We start from the raw sequence: 26,817 nt of genomic DNA, 5'->3' as shown, positions 1-26,817 counted from the left end.
GGTGTGCAAATGATAGGATTTTATGATTACACGGTAATAATGACTTACATAAGCGTAGTTTCTTCCATGATCGGAATCTTCTGCGCTGTGACGGACCATATTTCAGCAGCGGTGTGCTGTCTTGCATTTTCCGGACTGTGCGATATGTTTGACGGAAAGATCGCAAGAACTAAGAAGAACAGAACGGAGGAAGAGAAATGCTTCGGGATCCAGATCGATTCCCTTGCAGATATCGTCTGTTTCGGGATCCTTCCCATTGTGCTGGGATTTAAGCTTGGAATGTGTCATATTTACGGAATAGCTATTCTTTTATTTTACGGTCTGGCAGGCCTGATCCGTCTGGCATACTTCAATGTTATGGAGGAAAAACGTCAGAATGAAACCTCCGAAAACCGAAAATATTATCAGGGACTTCCCATCACATCCATGTCTGTGGTCCTGCCGCTTCTGTTTGTGGTATCCTTGCTTTTTCCGGAGTATAAATGGTTTGTGGTGCTCCTTCATATTGCAATGCTGACGGTAGGACTTCTGTTTATCCTGGATTTTAAATTCCGTAAGCCCACCAACAGGGAGCTGGTGATCATTGTTGCGGTAGTTTCTGTGGCAGTCCTTCTTGTACTTTTCTACAACGAAGGATGGTGGAAGTTCAATTATCTCTATAAGCTTTCCATGGAGAGAGGTGGTAATCTATGATCCGGACAGCGGACAGAATGGGGCATATTACAGAGGAGGATTCCTTTCAGAACAACCTTCTGGAAAAAATCTACGGTTCTGTAGCCGGACGCATGCTGATACGTCCACTGGTCACTCCTGTTGTTTCCATTGCCATGGGAAAGCTTCTGGATTCCAGGCTTTCGGCAGCAGCGGTGAAACCCTTTATACGGTTCAATCATCTGGATATGAGTGATTATGAAAAGCGTAAATACATCTCTTACAATGATTTTTTCAAGCGGAAGATCCGGGAGGGTGCCCGCCATATTGATATGGAACCGGGACATTTTATCAGTCCCTGTGACTGCAGGGTGAGTGTGTATCCGGTAGATGAAAAAGCCCGTCTTCATATCAAACAGACCGAATATACCATAGATGAGCTTCTCAGGAATCCTTCTCTTGGAAAAAGATATCAGGGTGGCTATGTGTGGGTGCTTCGTCTCTGTGTTCAGGATTATCACAGATATATTTATCCGGACAATGCGGCGGAGTCCGGACGCATCCGGATCCCGGGGATCCTGCATACAGTCAACCCCGTGGCCAACGATGCCTATCCGATCTACAAGGAAAACAGCAGAGAGTATTCTCTTTTGAAAACAGAGAATTTCCGTACCGTGCTGATGATGGAGGTAGGTGCTCTTCTTGTCGGAAGGATCGAAAACCGGCCAGGGAAAGCATTTGTGAAACGGGGAGACGAAAAAGGAAATTTTGCTTTCGGAGGCTCCACCATTGTGCTGATCACCGAAAAAAATGCGGTAAAGCCAGATGAAGATATTTTAAACAATTCCCGTGAAGGAATTGAAACAAGAGTATTCATGGGAGAAAAGATCGGAGAATCCTTTTAGAGGGTTCTCCTTTTTTGCGGATAAAATTAAAAAAATGAAATTACGTTCACACACACAACACAAACCTGTGATATATTATGAGCAGTAGCAAAGCGGAATGGAAATATCCGCTTTAGAATGAAACGGAAGTAAAAGCTCAGCTTTTTGTAAAGAGGGATGATACAGAGCATTTCGGGCTGTCAGCAGCTGTCCGGAACAGCGACTGAGAAACGGAGGAAGATAGAATGGATGCATTAAAAATTCTTGTAGTAGATGACGAGAGCAGAATGAGAAAACTGGTAAAGGATTTTCTCACCAAAAAGAATTTCCAGGTACTGGAAGCCGGTGACGGTGAGGAGGCCATGGATATTTTTTATAAAGAAAAGGACATTGCGCTTCTGATCCTGGATGTGATGATGCCGAAGATGGATGGCTGGGAAGTATGTCGTGAGATCCGCAAAAATTCCAAGGTTCCCATCATTATGCTGACAGCAAGAGGAGATGAGCGTGATGAGCTTCTGGGATTTGAACTCGGGGTGGACGAATATATCTCCAAACCCTTCAGCCCCAAGATCCTTGTAGCACGTGTAGAAGCCATTCTTCGAAGAACGGGACAGAGCAACCCAGATGAGATACTTTCAGCAGGTGGGATTGTCATTGACAAGGCAGCGCATCAGGCAACGGTAGATGATAAACCGATGGATCTGAGCTTCAAGGAATTTGAGCTTCTGACTTATTTCCTGGAGAATGAGGGAATCGCTCTTTCCAGAGAAAAGATCCTGAATTCTGTGTGGAATTATGATTATTTCGGAGATGCCAGAACCATTGATACTCATGTCAAAAAACTGAGAAGTAAAATGGGCGATAAGGGCGAGTATATCAAGACAGTCTGGGGGATGGGCTATAAGTTTGAGGTAGGAGAATGAAAAAAACGAAGGAAAAAATAAAAAAGATCCACAGTCTCCGCCATCAGATCACAGCATACTTTATCGGTCTGCTGTTTTTATCCATTCTGACTATTACCGTGATCAACGGAGCCTTTCTTGAAAAATATTATGTGACAAAAAAGATCGATGTACTTCTGAATCTCCGAACAACTTTGGAAAATACAGATATTGACAAGATGATGAACAGCAACAGTTCGAAAGGTATGGAGAGTATTCCCGATGAGATCCAGAGAGCCTGCTCCAGAAACAATCTTTCCTGGGTTATCATTGACAGCAGCAATACCAGCTGGCTTTCCTGGGGCGAAAATGAAAAAATGCTTCAGAGCAAGCTGTTCGGATATGTCTATGATCTGGATGAGGACGGAGATAAGAGCCGGACCTTGAAGCAGGGTGACAATTATACCATCCAGCAGTCGCATGACCGTTTTGCGGGAATGGATTATGTGGAATGCTGGGGACAGCTGGATGAGGAACATTATTTTATCATAAGGACACCCCTTGAGAGCATCCGGGAGAGCGCTGATATTTCCAATAAGTTTTACTTTGCGGTAGGTCTGATGATCATAATCTTAAGTGGTCTGGTCATTATGGTCGTGACCAGGAGGATCACCCGTCCCATCAGTGAGCTTACGGAACTTTCCAGAAAAATGTCAGATCTGGATTTTGAGGCAAAGTACGAGAGCAAGGTCGGCAATGAGATCGATGTTCTGGGAGATAATTTCAATCGGATGTCCTCACAGCTGGAGACTACCATCAGTGAACTGAAATCTGCAAATAATGAACTGCAGCGTGACATTGAGGACAAGATCAAGATCGACAAGATGCGAAAGGAATTTCTGGATAACGTGTCCCATGAACTGAAAACTCCCATTGCCCTGATCCAGGGCTATGCAGAAGGCTTAAAAGAAAATATTTCTGATGATCCTGAGAGCAGAGAGTTCTATTGCGATGTCATTATGGATGAAGCCTCCAAGATGAATAAACTGGTAAAAAATCTTCTCACACTGAATCAGCTGGAATCCGGCAAAGATGCAGTTGTAATGGAGCGGTTTGATATCGTATCCCTGATCCGCGGTGTGCTTCAGACCATGAATATCATGATCGGGCAGAAGAATGCAAAAGTGATCTTTGAGGCGGAGAAGCCGGTTTATGTATGGGCCGATGAGTTTAAGATCGAAGAGGTTGTGACAAACTATGTAAGCAATGCCCTGAACCATCTGGAGGGAGAGAAAGAAATCGAGATCAAGCTGCAGGATGAGGGTAACCGTGTGAAGATCAGTGTGTTTAACACAGGGACTCCGATCCCTGAGGCAGATGTACCGAATCTCTGGAATAAATTTTATAAAGTTGATAAAGCGAGAACCAGGGAATACGGCGGAAGCGGTATCGGTTTATCCATTGTAAAGGCCATCATGGAAAGCATGAACCAGGAATATGGCGTGCAGAACTTTGATAATGGCGTGGAATTCTGGTTTACACTGGACCGGAAATAATAAAACTTTACCGTGATAATGTGAAAAAATGGGCGGCAGCAGAGAAAAGTCTTTGCAACCGCCTGTTTTTGCGTTATACTAAAGCAATGTAAATCGAAGGTGAGAGAGGAATATCGAGATACAAAAGAGCAGGAGGAAGCATTATTATGATAGGAATCATTGACTACGATGCAGGAAACATCAAAAGTGTGGAAAAAGCACTTCAGTATCTGGGACAGGAGACTGTCGTCTCAAGAGATCCCCAGGTGCTTCTGAAAGCAGATAAAGTAATCCTTCCAGGGGTTGGAAGCTTTGGTGATGCTATGGAAAATCTCAAAAAATACGGACTTGTTCCGGTAATACATGAGATCGTGGAAAAGGGAACGCCATTTCTTGGGATATGCCTGGGACTGCAGCTGCTTTTTGAGAGCAGTGATGAGACACCGGGAGTGGAAGGTCTTGGAATCCTGAAGGGGAAAATCCTGCGCATCCCGCCAAGTCCGGGACTGAAGATTCCGCATATGGGCTGGAATTCCCTGCATATTCAGAACAGCGGAAGATTATTTAAGGGTATTCCGGAAAACACATACGTTTACTTTGTACATTCCTATTATCTTCAGGCAGAGGAGGAAGAGATCGTGAAAGCGACCACTCAGTACAGCACATGCATCCATGCGTCTGTGGAGAAGGGAAATGTATTTGCGTGTCAGTTCCATCCGGAAAAAAGCAGCCGGTGGGGCTTGAAGATCCTTGAGAATTTTGCGGCACTTGAGTCAGGCACCGGAAAGGAGGCATAATCATGTTTACAAAAAGAATCATTCCATGTCTGGATGTAAATAAAGGACGTGTAGTAAAAGGCGTGAATTTTGTTGATCTTAAGGATGCCGGAGATCCGGTGGAAATTGCCAAAGCTTACGATGCAGCCGGTGCGGACGAGCTTGTTTTTCTTGATATCACTGCCTCCTGCGAGGAGCGTGATACCGTGGTGGATATGGTAAGAGCTGTTGCAGCCAACGTATTTATCCCGTTTACCGTAGGCGGAGGAATCCGTACCGTAGATGATTTCCGGAAGCTTCTCCGTGAAGGTGCAGATAAGATTTCTGTAAATTCCGCAGCTATCGACCGTCCGGAGTTGATCCATGAGGCCGCACAGAAATTCGGAAGCCAGTGTGTAGTAGTTGCCATTGATGCCAAGAGAAGACAGGATGGCGGCTGGAATATCTACAAACATGGCGGAAGACTGGATACCGGTATTGATGCTCTTGAATGGGCAAAGAAGGTGGAAGAACTTGGCGCAGGTGAGATCCTTCTTACCAGCATGGACTGTGACGGAACCAAGGCCGGGTATGATATTGAACTTACAAGAGCCGTTGCAGATGCGGTTTCCATCCCGGTGATCGCCTCCGGTGGTGCCGGAACCCTGGAGCATTTTTATGATGCACTGACAGAAGGCGGAGCAGATGCGGCACTGGCAGCATCTCTGTTCCACTACAAAGAGCTGGAGATCCGGGAAGTGAAGGATTACCTTGCGGAAAAAGGAATTTCCGTGAGAAGATAAGTTGGATGAGAGGTGATAGATATGGCTCCTATAGCAGGAGACTGGCAGGAGGCACTGAAAGGTGAGTTTCATCAGCCCTACTATGCCAAACTTTATAAAACCGTGATGACAGAATACAGAACAAGAAAGATTTTTCCGCCGCCGGAAGATATGTTCAATGCGTTTCATTTTACGCCTCTGCATCAGGTAAAGGTTGTGATCCTGGGACAGGACCCTTATCACAATGACGGACAGGCTCATGGGCTTTGCTTTTCCGTAAAAAAAGGTGTGGAAACACCGCCATCTCTGGTGAATATTTATAAGGAACTTGAGGATGATATGGGATGTTATATCCCAAACAACGGTAATCTGGAAAAATGGGCAAAGCAGGGCGTGCTTCTTTTGAACACAGTGCTGACTGTACGTGCACATCAGGCCAATTCCCACAGAGGGATCGGCTGGGAACAGTTTACCGATGCGGCCATCCGGATCCTGGACCAGGAGGATCGCCCGATCGTGTTTCTTCTCTGGGGGCGGCCTGCTCAGATGAAGGCATCCATGCTTCATAATCCGAAGCATCTGATCCTGGAAGCACCACATCCAAGCCCCCTTTCTGCCTACCGGGGATTTTTCGGATGCAAGCATTTCAGCAAGGCTAATGAATTTTTGAAAGCCAATGGGGTAGAACCTGTTGACTGGCAGATTGAGAATATTTAAGTTAAGGAAAGTAAAATGGGTAAAAAAAATGATAACACACTTGTGAAAAACGCATCTTTTCTTATGGTTGCGGCGCTGATCTCCAAGATCATCGGAATGCTGTACAAGAGTCCACTTTCAACTACACTGGGAAGTCAGAGCTTTGCACTTTTCCAGTTTGCACAGAATGTATATTTTATCCTGCTGATGATCGCGTCCTTCAGTATTCCTCAGGCTGTATCCAAGATCATGGCGGAGAAGATCGCTTTTCACAGATATAAGGATGCACAGAAGGTATTTTACGGTGCACTGATCTATGCGGCAGTTGCCGGCGGTATCGTGGCGCTGATCTGTGTATTTGGTGCAGGGATCCTGGTTCCGGACAGTATGGCTAACGCCCGTCTGGCACTGCAGATGCTTGCGCCCACAATTTTCATGTCCGGTCTCTGCGGTGTATTCCGTGGATATTTCCAGGCATACCGCAATATGATGCCTACATCGATCTCGCAGATCATTGAGCAGATCTTTGTGGCAACCTTTGCGCTTCTGATGTCACATGTATTTATCCAGCATTTTTCCGCAACAGGAGATATGGATCTGGTCCATCGCTGGGGTGCGGCAGGTGCTACCATGGGTACCGGAGCAGGTGTGGCTTCCGCGCTGATCTTTATGCTGATCGTTTATGGGGTAAACCGTAAGATCATCCGGAAAAGGATCGTCAATGACCGCCATTCTGTAAATGAGAGTATGGGTCATGTAATGAGTAATATCGTGCTCATCATCATGCCAATCATTCTCAGTGCTTTTATTTATAATGTAAACGGATATATCAACAGTTATATGTATTCCGGTATCATGGATATCAAGGGTGCTGCCAAGGACGTGATCCAGACCTTGTATTCCGAGTACGGATATTATATGACGCTGATCAATATCCCGCTTACCCTGGCAAGTACAGCACCGACATCTATGATCCCTGAGGTTTCCGCGCATTATGCAATGCACGATATTGAAGGGGCAAATATGAAGACAGACCGTGCCACATGGATCAGTATGCTGATCTCCATTCCGGCGGCAGTAGGTCTTGCAGTTCTTTCCGGACCGATCACGAGACTGATCTTCCCGGGAACCAATGGCGTAGGCGGACAGCTTCTGATCCTGGGAGGAATCACCATTATCCTGAATGGCAACTCCAATATCACCAACGGTGTACTTCAGGGAATCGGCAAGCCGAAGCTCCCGATGATCCATGCAGCCATTGCACTGGTGGCAGATGTGATAGCCATGGCCCTGCTTCTGGTATTTACCAATCTTGGCGTTTATACCATTGTCATCGCCCAGATCGTTTATGCAGTTGTGATGTGTCTTCTCAACGACCGTTCCATCAAGAAATATATGGGCTATAAGAATCCATGGAGAAGTGCTTATTTAAGCCCGTTCCTTGCATCTATCCCGATGGGGGTTGTTGCGGGAGTGGTGTATTACGGTCTGTATGCACTGATCCATTCCAATGTGATCTGCCTAGGTATTTCCGTGATCCTGGCAGCAGTTGTATACTTTATTGTATATCTGTTTGTAAGCAAGCCCGGTGAAGAAGAGCTGGGTATGATGCCTGGTGGAAGATATATGAAGAAGCTGGCGAGAATGATGAAGATCATCTGATCTGTAAGTCCGATCAGTAAACGGCAATACAGTTATTCGGTGCAGAACTCAAAGTGAACACAGCTAGCACATGAAAAAATACTCACAGATTTGTTCCGGCAGATTTCCAGCCGGAGGATCTGTGAGTATTTTTTATTGTATCAGGTCTCTGGAAATGCAGGCTTTTGAAGAAGGGATTCCTTTTAGACTTTTTTCTGTGAAAACAGTCTTATGATCTCCAGAGTAACGTTCACAGCGGCATCCATTCCTTCTGCTGTAATATGCTCATAAGGCCCGTGATAGGCATGTCCGCCGGTTCCGAGATTCGGGCAGGGCAGTCCCATAAAGCTTAACTGTGCACCGTCTGTGCCGCCGCGGATAGGCAGGATCAGCGGTGTGACACCGCAGCTGTGGCAGGCTTCCTCAGCCAGAGATATCAGCCATGGGCAGGTATCGATGATCTCTTTCATATTGCGGTACTGCTGGGCGATGGTAAGAGTTACGGTACCTTCCCCCCATTTTTCATTGAGGATCTCCGTGATATGTGTGAGCGTTTTCTGACGGATCTCAAAAGAAGCGGCATCGTGATCCCGGACAATATACTGAAGCTCAGCCTGGGAAACATCTCCTTTCATGGAACACAGATGGAAAAATCCTTCGTAATCATCTGTATTCCTGGGAGTGTCCGCTGCCGGAAGCATGGAGTTAAATTCCATGGCAACGAGGGCTGCGTTGATCATAGTATTTTTGGAAGAACCGGGATGTACATTAACACCCTGGAAGGTTATTTTTGCACTGCAGGCGTTAAAGTTTTCGTACTGGATCTCGCCTTCCGTATCACCGTCCAGGGTATATGCATAATCCGCACCGAATTTTTTTACATCAAAGTGGGCCGGTCCCATGCCGATCTCTTCATCCGGAGTAAAAGCAACGCAGAGAGGTCCGTGAGGTATTTTTTCCGTAAGGATATGCTCCAGCGCAGTGAGGATCTCTGCAATGCCGGCCTTGTCGTCTGCGCCCAGGATCGTGGTTCCGTCTGAGGTGATCAGGGTACGCCCGGCAAGTGAAGCAAGATGGGGGAACATTTCCGGGGAAAGAGTTCTGCCGCTTGTGCCGAGAGGGAGATCTTTTCCATCGTACTCCTTTGTGACCACCGGTGTGACTGCATGGTCGCAGAAATCGGAAACTGTATCCATATGAGCGATAAAGCCCAGTGCTTTGCAGTGCTCCAGACCTTCTGTAGCAGGAAGATGTGCATAAACGTAACAGTGTTCATCCAGAGACACATCAGAGATCCCAAGGCCTTTCAGTTCCTCCACAAGAAGCCGGGCCAGGTTAAACTGGCACTGGGAAGAGGGGGAAGAAGAGCTTTCTTCATTGCTGGGGGTGGATATTTTTACATAGGATAGAAGTCGTTGGTATGCTTTCATAGAAGAATATTCCTTTCTGAAAAATTCCTTCCGGAACAGACAGCAGCTGTATTTATGGAATCCGCCTGTTTTTCCGGAGATAATAACAGTATACCACACAGTATCCGTATATTTTCAGAAAAAATATCCCACGATGTGAAAACCTGTGCTATAATCTGTGAGATAATAAAAAACAGGAGGATTTGAGAGTGGAAAAAAGAATCATACAGGTCGAAGAAAAAGTACCTGCAAAGATGCTGATACCGTTAAGTATCCAGCATATGTTCGCCATGTTCGGAGCATCCGTACTGGTGCCATTCCTTTTTGGTATCAGTCCGGCTATTGTGCTTCTGATGAATGGTGTGGGAACACTCCTTTTTATTTTCATCACAAAAGGAAAGGCACCGGCTTATTTGGGCTCCAGTTTTGCCTTCCTTTCACCGGCTCTTCTGGTGATCAGCAAGTATGGATATGAGTATGCTCTTGGTGGTTTCGTTGTTCTGGGTATTGCTGGTATGTGCGTGGCATTGATCGTCCGCCAGTGCGGAACAGACTGGATCGATATCGTGCTTCCTACAGCGGCAATGGGACCGGTAGTGGCACTGATCGGTCTGGAACTTGCGGGAAATGCAGCAAGTACGGCAGGACTTCTGGACGAGAAGGTAGATCCGAAGAATGTGATCGTATTTCTGGTCACACTTGGAGTTGCGGTATTCGGGCAGATCCTGTTCCGGGGCTTCCTTTCTGTGATTCCGATCCTGATCGCGATCATTGTGGGATATGTGGCAGCAGGTGCATGCGGGCTTCTGGATTTTACACAGGTAAGGGAAGCGGCATTTTTGGCTCTTCCCAACTTTACATCTCCGAAATTTAATTTTGAGGCCATTATGACGATCTTTCCGGCATTGCTTCTGGTAACCTCCGAGCATATCGGCCATCAGATCGTAACTGGAAAGATCGTTGGAAGAAATCTTCTGAAAGATCCGGGTCTCCACAGATCCCTGTTTGCAGATTTCTTCTCTACCACAGTTTCCGGATGCCTTGGTTCTGTGCCGACAACTACTTACGGTGAGAACATCGGTGTCATGGCAGTGACAAAGGTTTACAGTGTACAGGTGATCGGTGGTGCGGCAGTGCTTTCTATCTGCTGTTCCTTCCTTGGCAAACTGGCAGCCCTGATCAGTACCATTCCCGGTCCGGTGATCGGTGGGATTTCCTTCCTTCTTTACGGAATGATCGGAACCTCCGGCCTTCGTATGCTGGTTGACAATCACGTGGATTACAGCAAGTCCAGAAATCTGACGCTGACAAGCGTTGTCTTTGTTGTAGGTCTTTCCGGAATTGCCCTGAAGCTTGGAAATGTTGAGCTTACCGGTATGGTGCTGGCATGTGTGGTTGCCATGGCATTAAGCCTTGTATTCTATATTCTGGACAAACTGAAGCTGACCAACGATCAGTGACAGGAAATATATTGCATAAAAAGCAGATGAAGAGGGAAATCTTTTTATCTGCTTTTTTGCATTCAGAGAGGAAAAAGAAATCATGTATGGGAAGCTTTTTGTCGGATTTTCAGAGATCCTGTCAACAAAAAAACAGAGGGATTTTCAAGTATCTTATTGACAATCATTCCGTTTTATAATACTATGTAATACAGAAAACACGAACAAAGGTTCGGATTAAAGGAAACCTGATTAGAAAGAGAATAAAGAATAGGAGATTACATAATGATCAGTGAAGAGAAGCAGAAGGCGCTGGAAGCGGCTCTTGGAAATATTGAGAAACAGTTCGGTAAAGGCTCTGTCATGAAGCTTGGAGATTCCAGTTCCCATATGCAGGTGGAGGCAGTTCCCACAGGATGCTTAAGCCTGGATATCGCCCTTGGCGTAGGTGGTGTTCCCAAGGGACGTATCGTGGAGATCTACGGACCGGAGTCCAGTGGTAAGACAACGGTAGCCTTACATATGGTCGCTGAAGTGCAGAAGAGAGGCGGAATCGCAGGATTTATCGATGCGGAGCATGCTCTTGATCCTGTTTATGCCAAGAGTATAGGTGTTGATATCGACAACCTTTATATTTCACAGCCGGATAACGGAGAGCAGGCGCTGGAGATCACAGAGACTATGGTACGTTCCGGTGCTGTGGATATCGTGATCGTGGACTCTGTTGCAGCCCTGGTCCCCAAGGCTGAGATCGAAGGAGATATGGGAGACAGCCATGTAGGTCTGCAGGCCCGTCTGATGTCACAGGCACTCCGTAAACTGACAGCTGTTATCAGCAAGTCCAACTGCGTGGTGATCTTTATCAACCAGCTTCGTGAAAAGGTTGGAGTGATGTTTGGCAATCCGGAAACTACAACCGGTGGACGTGCGCTGAAATTCTATGCATCTGTCCGTATGGATGTACGCCGTGTGGAAACATTGAAGCAGGGTGGTGAGATGGTCGGAAACCACACCCGTGTGAAAGTAGTTAAGAACAAGGTGGCTCCGCCATTTAAGCAGGCAGAATTTGATATCATGTTCGGAACCGGTATTTCCAGAGAGGGAGATATCCTGGATCTGGCTGCAGAATGCTCCATCGTAAACAAGAGCGGAGCCTGGTATGCATATGAGGGGGATAAGATCGGACAGGGACGTGAGAATGCCAAATTATTCCTGAGAGAGCATCCGGAGATCCGCGATGAGATCGAGAAGAAGGTTCGTGTACATTATCATCTGGATCCGGCAGATGAGACAGCAGAAGCAGCAGTACAGGCAGAAGATACAGAGAAGGAAGAGTAATCCATGCTGGATCTGGAAGAACGAAACCGTGCAAGAAAGAAAGCCATGCGGCTTCTGGAACATATGGACCGCACAGAGAAAGGCCTGACGGATAAACTCCGTCAGGCTGAATTTTCACCGGAGGCAGTAGAAGATGCCATTGCTTATGTGAAGTCCTATGGGTATATCAACGATGCCCGTTATGCCAGAACCTATATCTCCTTCCGCATGGAAACCAGGAGCCGTCAGAAGATCCTCTCGGAACTTCAGTTAAAGGGTGTGGACCGTCAGACTGCCCTGGATGCCTGGAATGAGATGGAAGAGCTTATGGAACCGGACGAGCGGGAGGTATTACGCAGGACGATCGAGAAGAAATATGCGCCGGACACAGAGCTTGATGAAGGACAGATGCGAAGGCTGTATGGATATCTGGCCAGACGAGCGTTCCGGTATGAGGATATTTCCCATACCCTGGAAGAAATGAACATCCGGGTGAACCGTGATATGGAATGACTCTGCGGAGAAAAAGAGCCAGTTTATATATGCTAACCAAAATCTGCTTTTTCATGAGAAAAACTTGACATAAATGTGAAAAACAGCTAAACTTGTATTGTTGTATTTGTACAATGAAAACTAAATAAGGAGGTGCTCCTGTGGCAGGCACAATTATCGGTGTTATTGTCGCTGTGGTAGTCACGCTACTTATTGCAGTTCCTGTTACTTGCAAGGTTGCTGTTGACAAGAAAGTACGCAAGGATGCGGAAATCATAGGTACAGCAGAGGATAAGGCAAGGAATATTCTTGATGAAGCATTGAAAGCAGCAGAGACCAAGAAACGTGAAACTTTACTTGAAGTAAAGGAAGAATCTCTGCGAACTAAAAATGAACTGGAAAGGGAAACCAAGGAACGGAGAAACGAGCTGCAGAGATACGAGAAGCGAGTTTTGTCAAAAGAGGAATCTGTTGACAAAAAAGCCAATGCAGTGGAGAAGCGTGAGCTGGAATGTACAGCGAAATTTAACGAGTTACAAGAAAAAGAAAAACGAGTAAATGAACTTGAGGAAAAAGGAGTACAGGAACTGGAACGAGTTTCAGGTCTTACCTCCGAACAGGCAAAAGAAGAATTACTGAAATCTGTAGAAGATGACGTAAAGGTGGATGTTGCAAGACTCTATAAAGAGCTTGAGAACAGAGCAAAGGAAGATGCCAATAAGAAAGCCAGGGAATATGTAGTCAATGCCATTCAGAAATGTGCAGTGGATCATGTTTCCGAGACAACGATTTCTGTGGTACAGCTTCCAAGTGATGAAATGAAGGGAAGGATCATCGGTCGTGAAGGCCGTAACATCCGTACACTTGAGACACTTACCGGTGTGGATCTGATCATTGATGATACACCGGAGGCAGTGGTACTCTCCGCATTTGATCCGATCAGGAGAGAGATCGCCAGAGTGGCTCTTGAGAAACTGATCGTGGATGGACGTATCCATCCGGCAAGAATTGAAGAGATGGTAGAGAAAGCCCAGAAAGAAGTGGAAGCACAGATCCGGGAAGATGGTGAGAATGCTGCCATGGATGTAGGGGTACATGGAATCCATCCGGAACTTCTGAAGCTTCTTGGACGTATGAAATTCCGTTCAAGCTATGGACAGAATGCTCTGAGACATTCAATTGAGGTTGCACAGCTTTCCGGACTTCTTGCAGGAGAAGTTGGTGTGGATGTGCGTATGGCCAAGCGTGCCGGACTTCTTCATGACATTGGTAAATCCATTGACCATGAGGTAGAAGGTTCTCATATTCAGATCGGTGTGGATCTCTGCAAGAAATACAAGGAGTCCCCGATCGTTATCAACACGGTTGCGTCTCATCATGGTGATGTGGAGCCGGAATCTCTGATCGCGTGTATTGTACAGGCTGCTGATGCAATTTCCGCAGCAAGACCTGGAGCAAGACGTGAGACCCTGGAAACCTATACTAATCGTCTGAAACAGCTTGAGGATATCACCAATGAATTCAAAGGTGTAGAGAAATCTTTTGCTATTCAGGCAGGAAGAGAAATTCGTGTTATGGTCGTGCCGGATCATGTAAGTGATGCAGATATGGTTCTCCTTGCAAGAGATATTGCAAAGCAGATCGAGGCAGAGCTTGAGTATCCTGGACAGATCAAAGTTAATGTGATCCGTGAAAGCAGAGCGGTTGACTACGCAAAATAAGCTTTCAATGGAAGAAAGTTCTGGAAATATCAAAGGTCGGACAGCTTTTTAGCTGGCCGGCCTTTTTGTCATGTGGAAAAACGGTCATATTACCGGAAAAACAGGCGTAAACTGGTACAGGGTGAGTAAATGGAGAGTAAGACAGAGAACCGGAAGTGGAAAAATGCCGGACGTTTTCCGGCGGAGCTTCTTTTTATGACCGGATTTTTTGCGGGAAATGTGTTGCCAAATCTGATCTGGAAAATGGAGTGGAAACAGAAAACCCTGGCTTCTTTTTATCTGATCCGCAGCTTTGCAGGAAAAGATATTTCCGGCGGAGCTTATTTCCTGGAAGTGCTGCGACGAAGAGGAGGTTTTTTTCTTCTGTTGTTTTTATGCGGATTTACAATATTCGGAGTGCCTTTGACGGTCGCATATATGCTGTTTTTGGGAATAGAGACAGGAATGATCCTGGCATTATCGGTTCTGGAATTTGGTATTTATGGCGGTGTGGCCGGCGCCGGACTTCTGATGCCGCAGTATCTGGTCTATATTCCGGCGTATTTTTATCTTGCAGGTATCGTATACAGACAATCGTATGGGATCTGGAAAAATTATGGACTTGTGCCGCAGAAAACAGGGGCTTATTTTCGGCAGGGGATCACAGTTTTTCTGCTGTATACAGGAGGAATCCTCGCAGAAAGTTTTCTGAATCCCTGGATCGTAGAAAAAGTTATAAAGGGCCTGAAATTTTTTTGAGGAAAATTTCCACAATATCTAGTAATGGTTTCCATAAAATCTGCGATATTTGGTGGTTTGCGCCGGAAAGTGTTGAAATTGTGCGGTTTTACGATGAAAAACTGTTTGATTTTATGTAAAATTCACAGTATAATTCAGTCATAAACGAGTATGATTTTAGAGAAACGGGATGCAGAGAAATGGACATAGAGATACGGGAATTTATTACATATTTACATAATAGAAAAAGGACGTCACATAATACAGAAGTATCTTACCAGAGAGACCTGAAGAAGATGGCAGTGTATTTTGCAGATCGTGGGATCTATGATATCCGAGATGTAGGAGAACTGGAGCTGGAAGGCTATCTCAGCTATATGGAGAGAGGACAGTTCGCTTCCTCAACGATCTCCAGAAATGTAGCATCTATCCGTGCCTTGTTTCAGTATCTTTATCAGGAGAACAGGATCGAGAGGGATCCGTCTCTGGAACTGAAGCCGCCCAAGGTTGAGAAGCGGATGCCGGAGATCCTTACTGTGGATGAGGTAGACCGCCTTTTGAAACAGCCGGATCTGAATACACCGAAGGGAATCCGGGACAGTGCCATGCTGGAGCTTTTGTATGCTACAGGAATGCGCGTCAGTGAACTTTTGCGGCTGAACCTGGAGGATCTCAATCTGCGGCTTGGTTATGTAGTCTGTCACGATGAGGATAAGGAACGGGTGATCCCGATAGGAAATGTATGCAAAACAGCCATGGAGAAATATCTGAAGGAAGCCCGTGGAAAATTTGTGAAAGAAAATGAGACGGAGAGTCTTTTTACCAACTGTTCAGGAAAATCCATGAGCAGACAGGGATTCTGGAAGGTTCTGAAGGGATATGCAGAGGAAGCCGGGATCCAGCATGATATCACGCCGCATACACTGAGACATTCTTTTGCCGCACATATGCTGCAGAATGGAGCGGACGTGAAGAGTGTGCAGGAAATGCTTGGACATTCGGATATTTCCACCACACAGGTCTATCTGAATTTTGGCGTTGCGAAAATGCGAGACGTATATATGAAAGCACATCCGAGGCATTGATCTGTAAGAAATAATATAAAAAACGCGTTCAAAAAAGAACCGGCAGCTTCCAAAATGGAAGAATGCCGGTTCTTTTTTTTGAACATAAAGTGTAAAAGGATCACAAATATCCGTTTCCTGAACTGCAGATCAGACAGATCTTAGCAATTTTCAGCAATCGTGTAAAGCAGCTTCTCAGACTCATCCCAACCAAGGCAGGCATCTGTGATGGATTTTCCGTAGATGTGATCTCCACCGATCTTCTGGTTGCCTGGCTCGATATAGCTCTCGATCATGAGACCCTTTACCATGGAGTGAAGCTCAGGATCTACCTGACGGCTGTGAAGAACCTCACTTGCGATACGAACCTGCTGCTCGTAATGCTTGTTGGAGTTGGAGTGGTTGGTATCCACGATCACTGCCGGGTTGGCAAGGTTCTTTGCATGGTATTTATCATAGAGAAGACGAAGATCCTCGTAATGGTAGTTTGGGATTGCTTCCCCATGCTTGTTTACTGCACCACGAAGGATTGCGTGAGAGAGTGGATTACCGGTGGTCTCAACCTCCCAGCTTCTGTAAATAAAACGATGAGCGCCCTGTGCTGCAACAATGGAGTTCAGCATAACGCTGTAGTCACCACTGGTAGGATTCTTCATACCAGCCGGAACATCCATGCCGCTGACAGTGAGTCTGTGCTGCTGATCTTCAACAGAACGTGCGCCTACAGCAACGTAGGAAAGCAGATCAGAGAGATAACGGTAGTTCTCCGGGTAAAGCATCTCATCTGCACAGGTGAAGCCGCTTTCGCGGATAGCGCGCATGTGCATCTTACGGATCGCGATCAGTCCGGCAAGAAGGTTCGGTTTTTTCTCAGGATCCGGCTGATGGACCATTCCCTTGTATCCTTCACCGGTCGTACGTGGTTTGTTTGTGTAAACACGCGGGATGATAAGGACTTTATCCTCGATCTTTTCCTGAACTTTGCGAAGTCTTAAAAGATAATCGCATACGGCATCTTCGTTATCTGCAGAACATGGTCCGATGATAGCGAGGAATTTATCGGATTTTCCGGTGAAAACGTCGCGAATCTCAGCATCGCGTTTCTCCTTGAGCGCCTGAAGTTCAGCATCGAGCGGATACTGATTGCGGATTTCCTCAGGAGTTGGCAGTTTTTTTATGAATTCAAAACTCATAGTACTTTATTCCTCCATAACTATAGACATTTCGATTATTTATTATAAACGATTATTGGCCGATTGTCGATAGGGAAATTTTAGCGCTTTCACGTGTAGAAGAGTAAGCAGCAGCTCACCCAGAAAAATCCCGTAAAAATAGCCTCGGATCCCTGTTGCCGGAATTATAAAAACAACGGAGAAAATACGGATGAGAATGCCGGCAATACTGTGTATCAGACAGAGCCCCGGTTTTCCAAGTCCCTGCAGGATGCTGGTGAGCATGGTGTTTGTATAAAGAAAAGGACAGATAAAAGACAGATACCGTATGTAGGTGCCGGCAGTCTGGCTGTGAAAAAGCAATGTTCCGAGGAATGGGCCAAAAAGAAAGAATCCGCTTCCGCATAGAAATCCCAGGAACATGCACAGAAAAAAGGTCTGATCTGTGACACGGCGGATCTGCTTCTGCTTTCCCAGTGCATCAAGCTGTGCGATGGAAGGCATCAGCATTACAGCAGCGGAAGACGTAAGTGTGGAAGGAAACAGGAGCAGGGGCAGTGCCATTCCTGTAAAGAGCCCATAGATCTTCAGTGAGTCTGAGGCTGTCATGCCGGAACGCAGAAGCATCTGTGGGATCAGGACCGCTTCTATGCTGCCGAGAAGTGTCAGAAGGATCCTGTTCAGGGAAATGGGAAAAGACAGTGTGAAAAGGTCCTTTATCAGCGGAAAGATCCTGACGGGAGTCTTTTCGTGTATAGGGTGATTTCCGAAATGAAAGGAAACTACCAGCAGCGACACCAGCGAAGCGGCAGTCTCTCCGGCAAGGGAACCTCCCGCTGCGATCAATGCAGTGATCGGACGCCCTTCGGAAAGAAAGATCAGATATAGGATATAGGTAGTGCCGATCCGTGCAGACTGCTCCGAAAGCTGCACGACTGCCGGAACAGAGGCTTTTTTTCGGGCATAATAATAGCTGTCAATGCAGGAATGAATGGCACAGAGAGGAATACTGACAGCTGTTATGCGAAGAAGACCGGCAGTCTGCGGTGTTTTCAGAATTGCGGAAGCAAAAAAATATGCGTGCTGAAAAAGCAGAAAACCGGCTGCAGCAGAAAAAAAGACAGCCATAAGTGTTCCTGTGACCAGCGAAAAACGTGCCTCCTTTTTCTCTTGAAGGGCAAGTCTGGACGCGATCAGGCGTGAAAGGGCAGACTGGATCCCTGTATAGGATAAAGCGGCCATAAGTCCCTGGAGAGGAAGAACCAGCTGATACAAACCAAGACCTTCCGCACCAATGGCATGGGAGAGGAATATTCTATAAAAGAAACCTGCGATACGGCTGATAAGGCCTGTGCAGGCAAGAATCAGGGTTCCTTTGAGAAATATTTTTTTTGACATGGATAACCTTGAGTCTTTTTTGTCAGTATATGAAGAAGTTAGTCTTGACAGAACCATATGTTTCTGATAGAGTAAACATGAAATCCGAGGAAAACACTGGGAATTGAAAAAGAGGTGAGCGGATGAAACTGTCAACAAGAGCAAAATACGGACTTAAGGCTTTGATAGACCTTGGTCTTTACAGTGAAAAAGAAGCGGTCTCGCTTCAGAGTATTGCGGGCCGTCAGAATATATCAGTCAGCTATCTGGAGCAGCTGATGGCACTTTTGAAGAAAGCGGGCCTTGTGAAGAGTGTCCGCGGCGCAGCCGGAGGATACTTCCTTGGAAGACCGGCAGAAGAGATTTCAGTGGGAGATATCCTTCGTGTCCTGGAGGGTGGCCTGGAGGCTGCAACATGTCCGGGAACAGAAGGTGACGGTGGCTGCCAGGGTTCTGATCTCTGCGTGGCTAAATTAGTGTGGAAGAGGATCAACGACAGCATCACAGATGCAGTGGATACCCTGATGCTCAGTGAGCTGATCGAAGAAAGCCGGAGAATACACGAAAAATAATTATCCTGAACAGGAGGAAAAGAAAATGGGAAAAATGATATATCTGGACAATGCGGCTACCACAAAGACCGCACCGGAAGTTGTGGAGGCTATGCTGCCGTATTTTACAGAGTTTTATGGAAATGCTTCAACCGTTTATGATTTTGCGGCAAACAGCAAGGCTGCCATCGCAAAGGCAAGACAGCAGATCGCAGATGTGATCGGAGCCAAAAAAGAGGAGATCTATTTTACTGCAGGTGGTTCCGAGTCTGATAACTGGGCTCTGAAAGCGACCTTTGAGGCATATAAAAATAAAGGAAACCATATCATCACAACAAAGATCGAGCATCATGCCATCCTTCATACCTGCGAGTACCTTGAAAAAGAGCGTGGTGCCAAGGTCACATACCTGGATGTAGATGAGAATGGTTTCATTGACCTGGATGAGCTTCAGAAAGCCATCACACCGGAGACCATCCTGATCTCTGTTATGGCTGCAAACAATGAGATTGGTACTCTTGAGCCGCTGAAAGAGATCGGACAGATCGCACATGAGCATGGAATCCTGTTCCATACAGATGCTGTTCAGGCATTCGGCCAGATCCCGATCAATGTAGATGAGTTCAATATCGATATGCTCAGCTCCAGCGGACATAAGATCAACGGACCGAAGGGAATCGGCTTCCTCTATATCCGTAAGGGCGTTAAGATCCGCTCCTTCGTACATGGCGGAGCACAGGAGAGAAAACGTCGTGCAGGTACAGAGAACGTTCCTGGTATCGTAGGATACGGTCTTGCAGCAGAGCGTGCAAACAAGTCCATGAAAGAGCGTACTGCAAAAGAAATCGAGATCAGAGATCATATGATCAGCAGGATCCTCACAGAGATCCCGTACGTACGTCTCAATGGAGATAAAGTAAAACGTCTTCCGAACAACGTAAATGTAAGCATCCAGTTCATCGAGGGAGAGTCACTTCTTCTGATGCTTGATAATTTCGGAATCTGTGCATCCAGCGGTTCCGCATGTACATCCGGTTCTCTGGATCCGTCACACGTTCTGTTAGCTATCGGTCTTCCTCATGAGATCGCACACGGATCTCTCCGTATGACCTTAAGCGAGGAGACGACAATGGAGGATGTTGATTTTGTAGTAGATAAGCTGAAAGATATTACTGCAAACTTAAGAAGCATGTCTCCATTATATGAAGATTTTATTAAAAAGCAGAAAAAATAATAAAAATACTTGCCAGGAGGAAAAAATAATGTATAGTGAAAAAGTAATGGATCATTTTCAGCATCCACGTAATGTCGGTGAGATCGAGAACGCAAGTGGCGTGGGTACTGTAGGAAATGCAAAATGCGGTGATATTATGAGAATATTCCTTGATATCGATGACGAAACTCATATTATCAAAGACTGCAAATTTAAAACATTTGGATGCGGTGCAGCAGTTGCAACAAGCAGCATGGCAACAGAACTTGTAATGGGCAAGACCATTGAGGAAGCTATGGAAGTAACCAACAAGGCCGTTATGGAGGCTCTGGACGGACTTCCGCCGGTAAAGATCCACTGTTCCCTGCTTGCTGAGGAAGCAATTCATGCAGCTCTCTGGGATTATGCAGAGAAACATCACATTAAGATCGAGGGTCTTTCCAAACCGAAGTCTGATATCCACGAGGGTGAAGAGGATACAGAAGAGGAGTATTGATTCCTTTTATTTACGATCATAACCGGGGCATGAGCAAGCTTCAGTCGAACAGAACCGTAAGCCATTGAAAGGACAGGTAAGTAAGAAGCATGACAGGACTTACGAACGAAGAAGTTCAGGAAAGAATTGCGCAGGGCCAGGTAAATAATAACGAAAACCCCAACACCAGGACATATAAGCAGATCATTCTGGAGAATACGTTGACATTCTTCAATTTTCTGAACCTGGTGCTGCTGGTTCTCGTACTGCTGGTTGGTTCCTACAAAAACTCCATGTTTGTAGGAATCATTTTTATTAATACCGTGATCGGGATCATTCAGGAGGTCCGTGCCAAGAAGACGATTGACAAGCTGGCCATCCTGACAGAATCCAAGACGGTTGTTCTGCGTGAAGGAAAAAAATGGAAAATTTCTACAGAGAAGCTGGTTGTCGATGATCTGATATTCCTGAAGGCCGGAGAACAGGTTCCGGCAGATGCGAAGATCCTGGAGGGAAGTCTTGAGGTCAATGAATCTCTGCTTACCGGTGAGGCAGACAATCTTCCGAAGAATCCGGGAGATGAGCTTTTTTCCGGAAGCTTTGTGACGGCGGGACAGGCCTGTTGCCAGATCATCCATGTGGGAAGTGACAACTATGCGTCAAGGATCACCAGCGAGGCAAAGGAATTCAAACGCCATAATTCAGAGCTTAGAAATTCCCTGAATGCCATTCTGAAGGTGATCAGTATCATTATCGTACCAATGGGTGCGCTGCTTTTTTATAAACAGTATTATTTTGTGGGAGACAATATCCGGGATTCTGTTGTCAATATGGTTGCAGCGGTCCTGGGAATGATCCCGGAGGGACTGGTCCTTCTTACCAGTGTGGCACTGACTCTGGGTGCGCTGAAGCTTGCCCAGAAGAAGACGCTGGTGCAGGAGCTGTACTGTATAGAAACTCTTGCACGCGTGGATACGCTCTGCCTGGATAAGACAGGAACTATCACAGAGGGTACCATGTGTGTGGAGGCGGTGGAGAACTATCCGCCGGTGTATGATGAGATTTCAGAGACAATATCCGGGAAAGATCCTGAATCCGGCGAAGGTGACAGCGATGGAACTGAGAGTTCTGCGACTTCTGCAGTTTCAGCAACAGATGCGATCGCAAAGGAGGATGGAAGCGCGAATCTCGTATTACAGGAAAAGTCAGAAGCTGACCCGGAGAAACATAGTCAGGAAGATCCGGAGAAGACCCGGGAGATCGAGCATATCATGGGAAATCTGCTTTCTGTGCTGAAGGATCAGAATGCCACTGCCGATGCACTCAGGGCAAGATTTAAAGTATCTCAGGATATGGAGCTGGATCATGTGATCCCGTTTTCTTCTGACAGGAAGTACAGCGGATCTGCATTTACAGATACAGGTACTTATCTGATGGGTGCAGCGCAGTTTCTTTTTCCGGAAGGGAACCCGGAGCTGATGGAGTATTGTGGCAGATTTGCAGAGGAAGGTCTTCGTGTGTTGGTTCTTGCCCATAGTGTAAATGTGAGTGAGGGAGCGGAGCTTCCGGAGGGACTGGAACCTGTCGGACTTTTGCTTATTACCGATGTGATCCGTGCAGAGGCACCGGATACGCTGGCATATTTCGAAAGTCAGGGTGTTGATCTGAAAGTGATCTCCGGTGATGATCCGGTGACGGTTTCTGCAATTGCCAGACGTGCCGGCCTTAAAAATGCAGAGCATTATATAGATGCGACAACGATCACAACTCAGGAACAGATGGACGAGGCAGTTGCAGAATATAGTGTGTTCGGGCGTGTAACACCTCAGCAGAAGCAGGCAATGGTGAAGTCTTTACAGGCTCAGAAGCATACGGTTGCCATGACCGGTGATGGTGTCAATGATGTTCTGGCGCTTAAAGAGGCGGACTGCAGTATTGCCATGGCTGAGGGCAGTGATGCTGCCAAGAATATTGCCAATGTGGTATTGCTGGATTCTAATTTTGCAGCAATGCCGGAAATTGTGAATCAGGGACGCCGGGTTGTAAATAATATCCGTACTGCGGCATCGATGTTTCTGATCAAAACGATTTTTTCCGTGCTGCTGTCACTGATCACGATCTTCTTCGGGGATTCCTATCCCTTTGAGCCGATCCAGATGTCTCTGATCAGTGCCTGCGCTGTTGGTATTCCTACATTCCTTCTGGCACAGGAGAATAATTATGAGAAGATCGACCATACATTTTTGCGTCATGTATTTATGAATGCATTTCCGGCTGCTGTGACCATCACGGGCTGTGTGTTCAGTGTGATGCTGGTATGCCAGAATGTATACCATTCCAATGCTATGCTGAATACAGCCTGTGTGCTTGTAACAGGATGGAATTATATGGCAGCACTTAAGACAGTTTACGCACCTCTGAATAAGTATCGAAAGGTGATCATTTACAGTATGCAGGTGATCTTTTTCGGTGCGGCGGTGGTTCTGCAGAATCTTCTGACACTGGGATCGCTGGAATTCGGAATGATCATTTTGGTGTTCCTTCTGATGACATTTTCTCCGATCCTGATCGATGTGATCACGGCCTGGCTCAGAAATATTTACAGCCGTTCGCTGGATAGTGGGGAACAGGGGAAATTTGCTGCATTTATTGATAAGCTGAGAAAATAATAATATGAGAAATAAAAAAGGACACTGCCCGTTGAAAATGGCAGTGTCCTTTTTTTGCAAATAAACTGTGAAGCAGTTATCCGGTGCAGAGCTGTGTAGAGAATGCAGATTGTGGATATCCGCCTGACAAAGCTATTATTTTGTGTGCATAAGCCAGATAAATCCGAAGGCCGGGATCTCTACAGCCTGTGCGTCTCTCTGAACTCCTGTGAGAAGATCTGTGTAGGTACCGTCCTGTTCGTTGATCCAGGCTACCTTATCCTGGTCGCTGAAGTTGTAGATGCAGATCAGCTTTTCTTCAGAAGTTTCTCTTACCAGGGCAAGGAGAGCTTTTTCCCAGGTTTCCAGTGTATGTGCAGAAACTTCAGGTGCAAATACCGGATGGCTGGCACGGATGGATTCCAGCTGCTCAAGACTGTTGAAAATGCGTCCCTGGATCGTTTCGGCATCGGCTCTGTTCCGGGCAAGTGCCCAGTTGAAACGTCCGTTGTGGAGCCAGCGGGGATCAGCTGCTTTGGAAATGTCTGTTTTATAGGTGTAGTCATTCAGCTGTCCGACCTCGTCACCGCTTCGAAGTACCGGAATTCCGGGGAGGGAAAGAAGCAATGCATGAAGTGCTACGTCATAGCGGATTCCCCGGCTGACACCCTCCATATTTCCTTCATAATCAAAACGCTCGATTCCTGCAAGAGATGCGGTTGTTCCGCAGAGCTCAGATTTCTCGGTTTCCGGATTTACATAAATTTCACCCCGGGCAAAGGAATCAGGGAAAATACCTGCCAGGAATTCATTCAGATAATCTCTGTGAGGCCCTTCTGTGATAAAGCTTCCTTTCAGGAAATCATAGTCCAGATTCCAGCGTACCGTGTTGCGGTTACGGAGGTAATTCTGGAATACCGGTGCCTGCGGAAGGTCTGCAGCTCTGTCGATTCCCCGGCGGAGAAGGGCAGTGTCCTTTGTGGCAACGGTATGCCAGAGATCGGACATCAGCTGGGTGCTGTTTACAATGTGAAGTTCCGGCATATCGGAAGTTCCGCCAAATGCAGCAGCCTCTGCAGGTGGGCGGTCTGTTTCGCCAAGGAGAAGAATTCCGGGGCATACGATCTCACACACCATTCGGGTCATACGCAGCAGAGAGTGAAGCTTCCAGAGATTTTCTTCCGGCATCATCGGAAGGACACCAAGGCTGAATACAGAAGCACCTTCATTTGCAAGCTCCAGGATCTGAAGAAGCATTGCATTGAAATAAGCCGGAGTCTGGAGCACACATGGCGCACCGGACTGTGGGTCATCCACAGAAAGACTTAACGGGATCTCAAGAGCCAGGCGGATACCTGCTTTCCTACAGTTAGCTGCAAGTGTGTACAGATCTTCGGAGGTTCCGATCTCCGGGATAATGCGAAGAGAGCAGTTGGAGGTTGCCTGGAAAAGATCTGTCAGGTACAGAGTGTCTGCATTACATTCGCTGATATAGTCCAGTTTATTAGATAGACCGGAAAGAGTATCTGCGAAGTCAGCAGGATTTACAGCCATTCCGGTGAAAGTAGTCTTACGGAACCAGTCAGGATCAGCAACGCAGGTCTGGTCAGCTTCCTTCATGGAAAGAGAACGCTCACGATAAATCTCTTTCATTTTTTTTGTGAGGCTTGAGAATGTGCCGGCAACTTCCGGATGATCGCGGAACAGCTCGCAGTAGAGCCATTTCAGATCATTGTAGTAGTATTTCAGACGTTTCTCGTAGAGGGCATCGTAAGCTGTGTCCTCCTTGGAAGTTTCGACTTTCAGAGGCTCGGTCTTGGAAGTAGTAACTTTCGCCGGTTCAGTCTTTGAGGTCTCAACCTTGATCGGCTCGGTCTTGGAAGTCTCGACCTTGATCGGTTCGGTCTTGGAAGTCTCGACCTTGATCGGCTCGGTCTTTGAGGTCTCAACCTTGATCGGCTCAGTCTTGGAAGTCTCGACCTTGATCGGTTCGGTCTTGGAAGTCTCGACTTTGATCGGTTCAGTTTTTGAGGTTTCGACTTTAAGCGTTTCCTTCTTTACGGTTTCAAGTTTTTTCACTTCGGCTTTAGCATTTTCAACAGATTTGGCAGCACTGGAACTGGTGCCGGCAGCAGAGGTATTTTTTTTCAGCTGCTTTTCTTTTTTTGCCTGCATGGCAGCTTTCTTTTTCTGGAGTCTTTTTGTTGACATATAGAGTTCCTCCTTAGATAAAATGATATTTTCGGTATAAAAATGTAAACTCTCTCACCGGAGAGAGAAACAGAGCTACAGCTTATGAAAAACAGGACGGCGGTTTTTAAATACAGCATAATAGGAAAAACCACATTCACGGAGAACATCAGCCGCCTTGTCAAAGGCATAGCCGATCTTATCCGGAGTATGGGCATCTGCACCGATGGTGATGATCTCACCGCCAAGCTCACGGTAACGTCGGATAATATTGACACATGGATTCGGTTCACCAAGCCCGTAGTGATAACCGCCTGTGTTCAGCTCGATTCCCACATTTTTGCGGATCAATGTCCGCAGGATCTCGTCCAGGATCTCCTTATATCGTCCGTAAGAATACTGACGGTTCTGATTTGGACCATAACGTACTACATAGTCGATATGTCCGTACACATCCATCTCGTCAAAAGCAGCGATATTTTCCAGGATGGATTCAAAATATTCCATGTAGCATGCGGATTCCTTACGGCCCTCAAAATAAGAAGGATAATAAGGATCGTATCCGTGCACCACATGGGAGGAACCAATAACGAAATCAAAGGGAACTTCTTTCAGAAGATCGGAAAAAGATTCTGCAAGCTGAGGCTGAAGTCCAAGCTCGATCCCGAAGTTAACCTGAATCTGGTCTTTAAAAGCATCCGCAAGACTCTCAAGTTTCTGACGGTATGCAGGGATGTTCAGGGAAAAATCAAGATTTTCCGGAGTATCGGGATAATCCGGATCAAAATGTTCAGTAAAACAGATTCCCGTGAGACCCTGGTCTGCGGCAGTCTGGATCATTTCTTCCATCGGTGTATCGGAATCTGCGGAAAAAGAGGAGTGCATATGGCAGTCCCATAAAATTTTCTGGTCCATTTTGTACCTCCATATTCAAGCCTTTATATTCTGTGACAATGATCGTATCTGCCTGTTATGAATCCGGGAAAGTCAAACTCCCAGCGGGAATATAGATATCCGTTTTGGGAATCAGCAGGACAGAACTTTCTATCAGAGAATTATAGCACATTTTTCAGAAATTTTCTTAATATTTATTTTAATGTTCTTTTTTATAAATAGCTCTTGAATTTTTGTTTGGAATTAGGTACAATATGAAACAGGTTGATGTTTCTTTAACAAAGGAACGATTTAAATCACCATTCAATTC

23 protein-coding genes are annotated in these 26,817 nt (G+C 46.2%); 18 read left to right on the top strand and 5 right to left on the bottom strand.

All coding sequences use genetic code 11. The features are described 5' to 3' along the window. The first annotated feature begins 9 nt into the window (after window positions 1–9). From EAI83_RS02110 to EAI83_RS02075, 8 genes are all read left to right on the top strand, one after another. A complete protein-coding gene (locus EAI83_RS02110; protein WP_015526979.1) occupies window positions 10–693 on the top strand; it encodes a CDP-alcohol phosphatidyltransferase family protein in 684 nt (227 codons plus the stop codon). Next, window positions 690–1,556: a phosphatidylserine decarboxylase gene (locus EAI83_RS02105; RefSeq protein ID WP_015526980.1), complete on the top strand. Its 867-nt coding sequence runs from the start codon at window positions 690–692 to the stop codon at window positions 1,554–1,556. Before EAI83_RS02110 ends, EAI83_RS02105 begins: the two co-directional genes overlap by 4 nt. 224 nt (window positions 1,557–1,780) lie before the next feature. Beyond that, the gene (locus EAI83_RS02100; RefSeq protein WP_015526981.1) at window positions 1,781–2,461 is read left to right on the top strand and encodes a response regulator transcription factor; all 681 of its coding nucleotides are present in this window, start codon (window positions 1,781–1,783) and stop codon (window positions 2,459–2,461) included. Then, window positions 2,458–3,975: a sensor histidine kinase gene (locus EAI83_RS02095; protein WP_021650802.1), complete on the top strand. Its 1,518-nt coding sequence runs from the start codon at window positions 2,458–2,460 to the stop codon at window positions 3,973–3,975. The genes EAI83_RS02100 and EAI83_RS02095 overlap by 4 nt, the downstream gene beginning before the upstream one ends. 146 nt (window positions 3,976–4,121) lie before the next feature. Then, on the top strand, window positions 4,122–4,751 hold the full coding sequence (hisH, locus tag EAI83_RS02090; RefSeq protein WP_021650803.1) for an imidazole glycerol phosphate synthase subunit HisH: 630 nt from the start codon (window positions 4,122–4,124) through the stop codon (window positions 4,749–4,751). 2 nt (window positions 4,752–4,753) lie between these two features. Next, window positions 4,754–5,512: an imidazole glycerol phosphate synthase subunit HisF gene (hisF, locus tag EAI83_RS02085; protein WP_059085355.1), complete on the top strand. Its 759-nt coding sequence runs from the start codon at window positions 4,754–4,756 to the stop codon at window positions 5,510–5,512. A 21-nt stretch (window positions 5,513–5,533) separates the two neighbouring features. Further along, on the top strand, window positions 5,534–6,208 hold the full coding sequence (ung, locus tag EAI83_RS02080) for a uracil-DNA glycosylase (RefSeq protein ID WP_021650805.1): 675 nt from the start codon (window positions 5,534–5,536) through the stop codon (window positions 6,206–6,208). Between the two features lie 15 nt (window positions 6,209–6,223). Further along, window positions 6,224–7,849, top strand: coding sequence for a putative polysaccharide biosynthesis protein (locus EAI83_RS02075; protein ID WP_021650806.1), 1,626 nt, complete (start codon window positions 6,224–6,226; stop codon window positions 7,847–7,849). Window positions 7,850–8,031: 182 nt separating this feature from the next. On the opposite strand, the gene pepT is transcribed toward EAI83_RS02075, so the two are convergent. Continuing rightward, window positions 8,032–9,258 carry a peptidase T gene (gene pepT / locus EAI83_RS02070; RefSeq protein WP_129974543.1) on the bottom strand — a complete coding sequence of 409 codons (1,227 nt, stop codon included), beginning with the start codon at window positions 9,256–9,258 and terminating at the stop codon, window positions 8,032–8,034. Window positions 9,259–9,446: 188 nt separating this feature from the next. Here pepT and uraA point away from each other — a divergent pair, with 188 nt between their 5' ends. The 6 genes from uraA (at window position 9,447) to xerD (ending at window position 16,008) form a co-directional block, all read left to right on the top strand. Further along, window positions 9,447–10,697: a uracil permease gene (gene uraA, locus EAI83_RS02065; RefSeq protein ID WP_022426696.1), complete on the top strand. Its 1,251-nt coding sequence runs from the start codon at window positions 9,447–9,449 to the stop codon at window positions 10,695–10,697. Between the two features lie 264 nt (window positions 10,698–10,961). Then, window positions 10,962–12,014, top strand: a complete 1,053-nt coding sequence (recA, locus tag EAI83_RS02060; RefSeq protein WP_015526986.1) for a recombinase RecA — start codon at window positions 10,962–10,964, stop codon at window positions 12,012–12,014. A 3-nt stretch (window positions 12,015–12,017) separates the two neighbouring features. Next, on the top strand, window positions 12,018–12,506 hold the full coding sequence (locus tag EAI83_RS02055) for a regulatory protein RecX (RefSeq protein WP_022426695.1): 489 nt from the start codon (window positions 12,018–12,020) through the stop codon (window positions 12,504–12,506). Window positions 12,507–12,646: 140 nt separating this feature from the next. Continuing rightward, window positions 12,647–14,206, top strand: a complete 1,560-nt coding sequence (gene rny, locus EAI83_RS02050; RefSeq protein ID WP_021650814.1) for a ribonuclease Y — start codon at window positions 12,647–12,649, stop codon at window positions 14,204–14,206. Between the two features lie 129 nt (window positions 14,207–14,335). Then, a complete protein-coding gene (locus tag EAI83_RS02045) occupies window positions 14,336–14,944 on the top strand; it encodes a stage II sporulation protein M (protein WP_022426694.1) in 609 nt (202 codons plus the stop codon). Between the two features lie 179 nt (window positions 14,945–15,123). Further along, window positions 15,124–16,008 carry a site-specific tyrosine recombinase XerD gene (gene xerD, locus EAI83_RS02040; RefSeq protein WP_015526990.1) on the top strand — a complete coding sequence of 295 codons (885 nt, stop codon included), beginning with the start codon at window positions 15,124–15,126 and terminating at the stop codon, window positions 16,006–16,008. A gap of 140 nt (window positions 16,009–16,148) precedes the next feature. On the opposite strand, the gene EAI83_RS02035 is transcribed toward xerD, so the two are convergent. Both EAI83_RS02035 and EAI83_RS02030 read right to left on the bottom strand, forming a co-directional pair. After that, window positions 16,149–17,180, bottom strand: a complete 1,032-nt coding sequence (locus EAI83_RS02035) for a 3-deoxy-7-phosphoheptulonate synthase (RefSeq protein WP_015526991.1) — start codon at window positions 17,178–17,180, stop codon at window positions 16,149–16,151. Between the two features lie 42 nt (window positions 17,181–17,222). Beyond that, window positions 17,223–18,557 (bottom strand): polysaccharide biosynthesis protein, encoded by a 1,335-nt coding sequence (locus EAI83_RS02030; protein ID WP_022427043.1) that lies wholly within the window; start codon window positions 18,555–18,557, stop codon window positions 17,223–17,225. Between the two features lie 122 nt (window positions 18,558–18,679). On the opposite strand from EAI83_RS02030, the gene EAI83_RS02025 reads away from it, so the two are divergent. The 4 genes from EAI83_RS02025 (at window position 18,680) to EAI83_RS02010 (ending at window position 23,444) form a co-directional block, all read left to right on the top strand. Then, entirely contained in the window at window positions 18,680–19,108 is a 429-nt protein-coding gene (locus EAI83_RS02025; protein ID WP_015526993.1) for an RrF2 family transcriptional regulator, read from the top strand. 25 nt (window positions 19,109–19,133) lie between these two features. Then, window positions 19,134–20,321, top strand: coding sequence for a cysteine desulfurase NifS (gene nifS, locus EAI83_RS02020; RefSeq protein WP_021650819.1), 1,188 nt, complete (start codon window positions 19,134–19,136; stop codon window positions 20,319–20,321). Window positions 20,322–20,349: 28 nt separating this feature from the next. Further along, window positions 20,350–20,796, top strand: coding sequence for a Fe-S cluster assembly scaffold protein NifU (gene nifU, locus EAI83_RS02015; RefSeq protein WP_015526995.1), 447 nt, complete (start codon window positions 20,350–20,352; stop codon window positions 20,794–20,796). Window positions 20,797–20,885: 89 nt separating this feature from the next. Further along, window positions 20,886–23,444, top strand: a complete 2,559-nt coding sequence (locus EAI83_RS02010; protein ID WP_129974542.1) for an HAD-IC family P-type ATPase — start codon at window positions 20,886–20,888, stop codon at window positions 23,442–23,444. Window positions 23,445–23,579: 135 nt separating this feature from the next. Here EAI83_RS02010 and EAI83_RS02005 read toward each other — a convergent pair whose 3' ends face one another. Both EAI83_RS02005 and EAI83_RS02000 read right to left on the bottom strand, forming a co-directional pair. Further along, window positions 23,580–25,634, bottom strand: coding sequence for a hypothetical protein (locus EAI83_RS02005; protein ID WP_129974541.1), 2,055 nt, complete (start codon window positions 25,632–25,634; stop codon window positions 23,580–23,582). A gap of 75 nt (window positions 25,635–25,709) precedes the next feature. Further along, window positions 25,710–26,528, bottom strand: coding sequence for a histidinol-phosphatase HisJ family protein (locus EAI83_RS02000; RefSeq protein WP_022426901.1), 819 nt, complete (start codon window positions 26,526–26,528; stop codon window positions 25,710–25,712). Window positions 26,529–26,817: the final 289 nt, after the last annotated feature.

The organism is Blautia sp. aa_0143 (genome assembly GCF_004167315.1).
In the GTDB taxonomy this organism is placed as follows: Bacteria; Bacillota; Clostridia; order Lachnospirales; family Lachnospiraceae; genus Blautia_A; species Blautia_A fusiformis.
The sequence above is the reverse complement of the archived record's forward strand: the minus strand, read 5'-3'. Positions and strand labels throughout refer to the sequence as shown.

Excerpts from the sequence above, each read along its gene's own strand:
- EAI83_RS02100 (WP_015526981.1), top strand. The coding sequence starts at position 1,781 with ATGGATGCATTAAAAATTCTTGTAGTAGATGACGAGAGCAGAATGAGA.
- recA (WP_015526986.1), top strand. The coding sequence starts at position 10,962 with ATGATCAGTGAAGAGAAGCAGAAGGCGCTGGAAGCGGCTCTTGGAAAT.
- EAI83_RS02055 (WP_022426695.1), top strand. The coding sequence starts at position 12,018 with ATGCTGGATCTGGAAGAACGAAACCGTGCAAGAAAGAAAGCCATGCGG.
- EAI83_RS02110 (WP_015526979.1), top strand. The coding sequence starts at position 10 with ATGATAGGATTTTATGATTACACGGTAATAATGACTTACATAAGCGTA.
- nifU (WP_015526995.1), top strand. The coding sequence starts at position 20,350 with ATGTATAGTGAAAAAGTAATGGATCATTTTCAGCATCCACGTAATGTC.
- EAI83_RS02030 (WP_022427043.1), bottom strand. The coding sequence starts at position 18,557 with ATGTCAAAAAAAATATTTCTCAAAGGAACCCTGATTCTTGCCTGCACA.
- EAI83_RS02025 (WP_015526993.1), top strand. The coding sequence starts at position 18,680 with ATGAAACTGTCAACAAGAGCAAAATACGGACTTAAGGCTTTGATAGAC.
- EAI83_RS02000 (WP_022426901.1), bottom strand. The coding sequence starts at position 26,528 with ATGGACCAGAAAATTTTATGGGACTGCCATATGCACTCCTCTTTTTCC.
- EAI83_RS02105 (WP_015526980.1), top strand. The coding sequence starts at position 690 with ATGATCCGGACAGCGGACAGAATGGGGCATATTACAGAGGAGGATTCC.
- EAI83_RS02010 (WP_129974542.1), top strand. The coding sequence starts at position 20,886 with ATGACAGGACTTACGAACGAAGAAGTTCAGGAAAGAATTGCGCAGGGC.
- EAI83_RS02095 (WP_021650802.1), top strand. The coding sequence starts at position 2,458 with ATGAAAAAAACGAAGGAAAAAATAAAAAAGATCCACAGTCTCCGCCAT.
- hisH (WP_021650803.1), top strand. The coding sequence starts at position 4,122 with ATGATAGGAATCATTGACTACGATGCAGGAAACATCAAAAGTGTGGAA.
- EAI83_RS02075 (WP_021650806.1), top strand. The coding sequence starts at position 6,224 with ATGGGTAAAAAAAATGATAACACACTTGTGAAAAACGCATCTTTTCTT.
- EAI83_RS02005 (WP_129974541.1), bottom strand. The coding sequence starts at position 25,634 with ATGTCAACAAAAAGACTCCAGAAAAAGAAAGCTGCCATGCAGGCAAAA.
- nifS (WP_021650819.1), top strand. The coding sequence starts at position 19,134 with ATGGGAAAAATGATATATCTGGACAATGCGGCTACCACAAAGACCGCA.
- xerD (WP_015526990.1), top strand. The coding sequence starts at position 15,124 with ATGGACATAGAGATACGGGAATTTATTACATATTTACATAATAGAAAA.
- EAI83_RS02035 (WP_015526991.1), bottom strand. The coding sequence starts at position 17,180 with ATGAGTTTTGAATTCATAAAAAAACTGCCAACTCCTGAGGAAATCCGC.
- hisF (WP_059085355.1), top strand. The coding sequence starts at position 4,754 with ATGTTTACAAAAAGAATCATTCCATGTCTGGATGTAAATAAAGGACGT.
- pepT (WP_129974543.1), bottom strand. The coding sequence starts at position 9,258 with ATGAAAGCATACCAACGACTTCTATCCTATGTAAAAATATCCACCCCC.
- EAI83_RS02045 (WP_022426694.1), top strand. The coding sequence starts at position 14,336 with ATGGAGAGTAAGACAGAGAACCGGAAGTGGAAAAATGCCGGACGTTTT.
- ung (WP_021650805.1), top strand. The coding sequence starts at position 5,534 with ATGGCTCCTATAGCAGGAGACTGGCAGGAGGCACTGAAAGGTGAGTTT.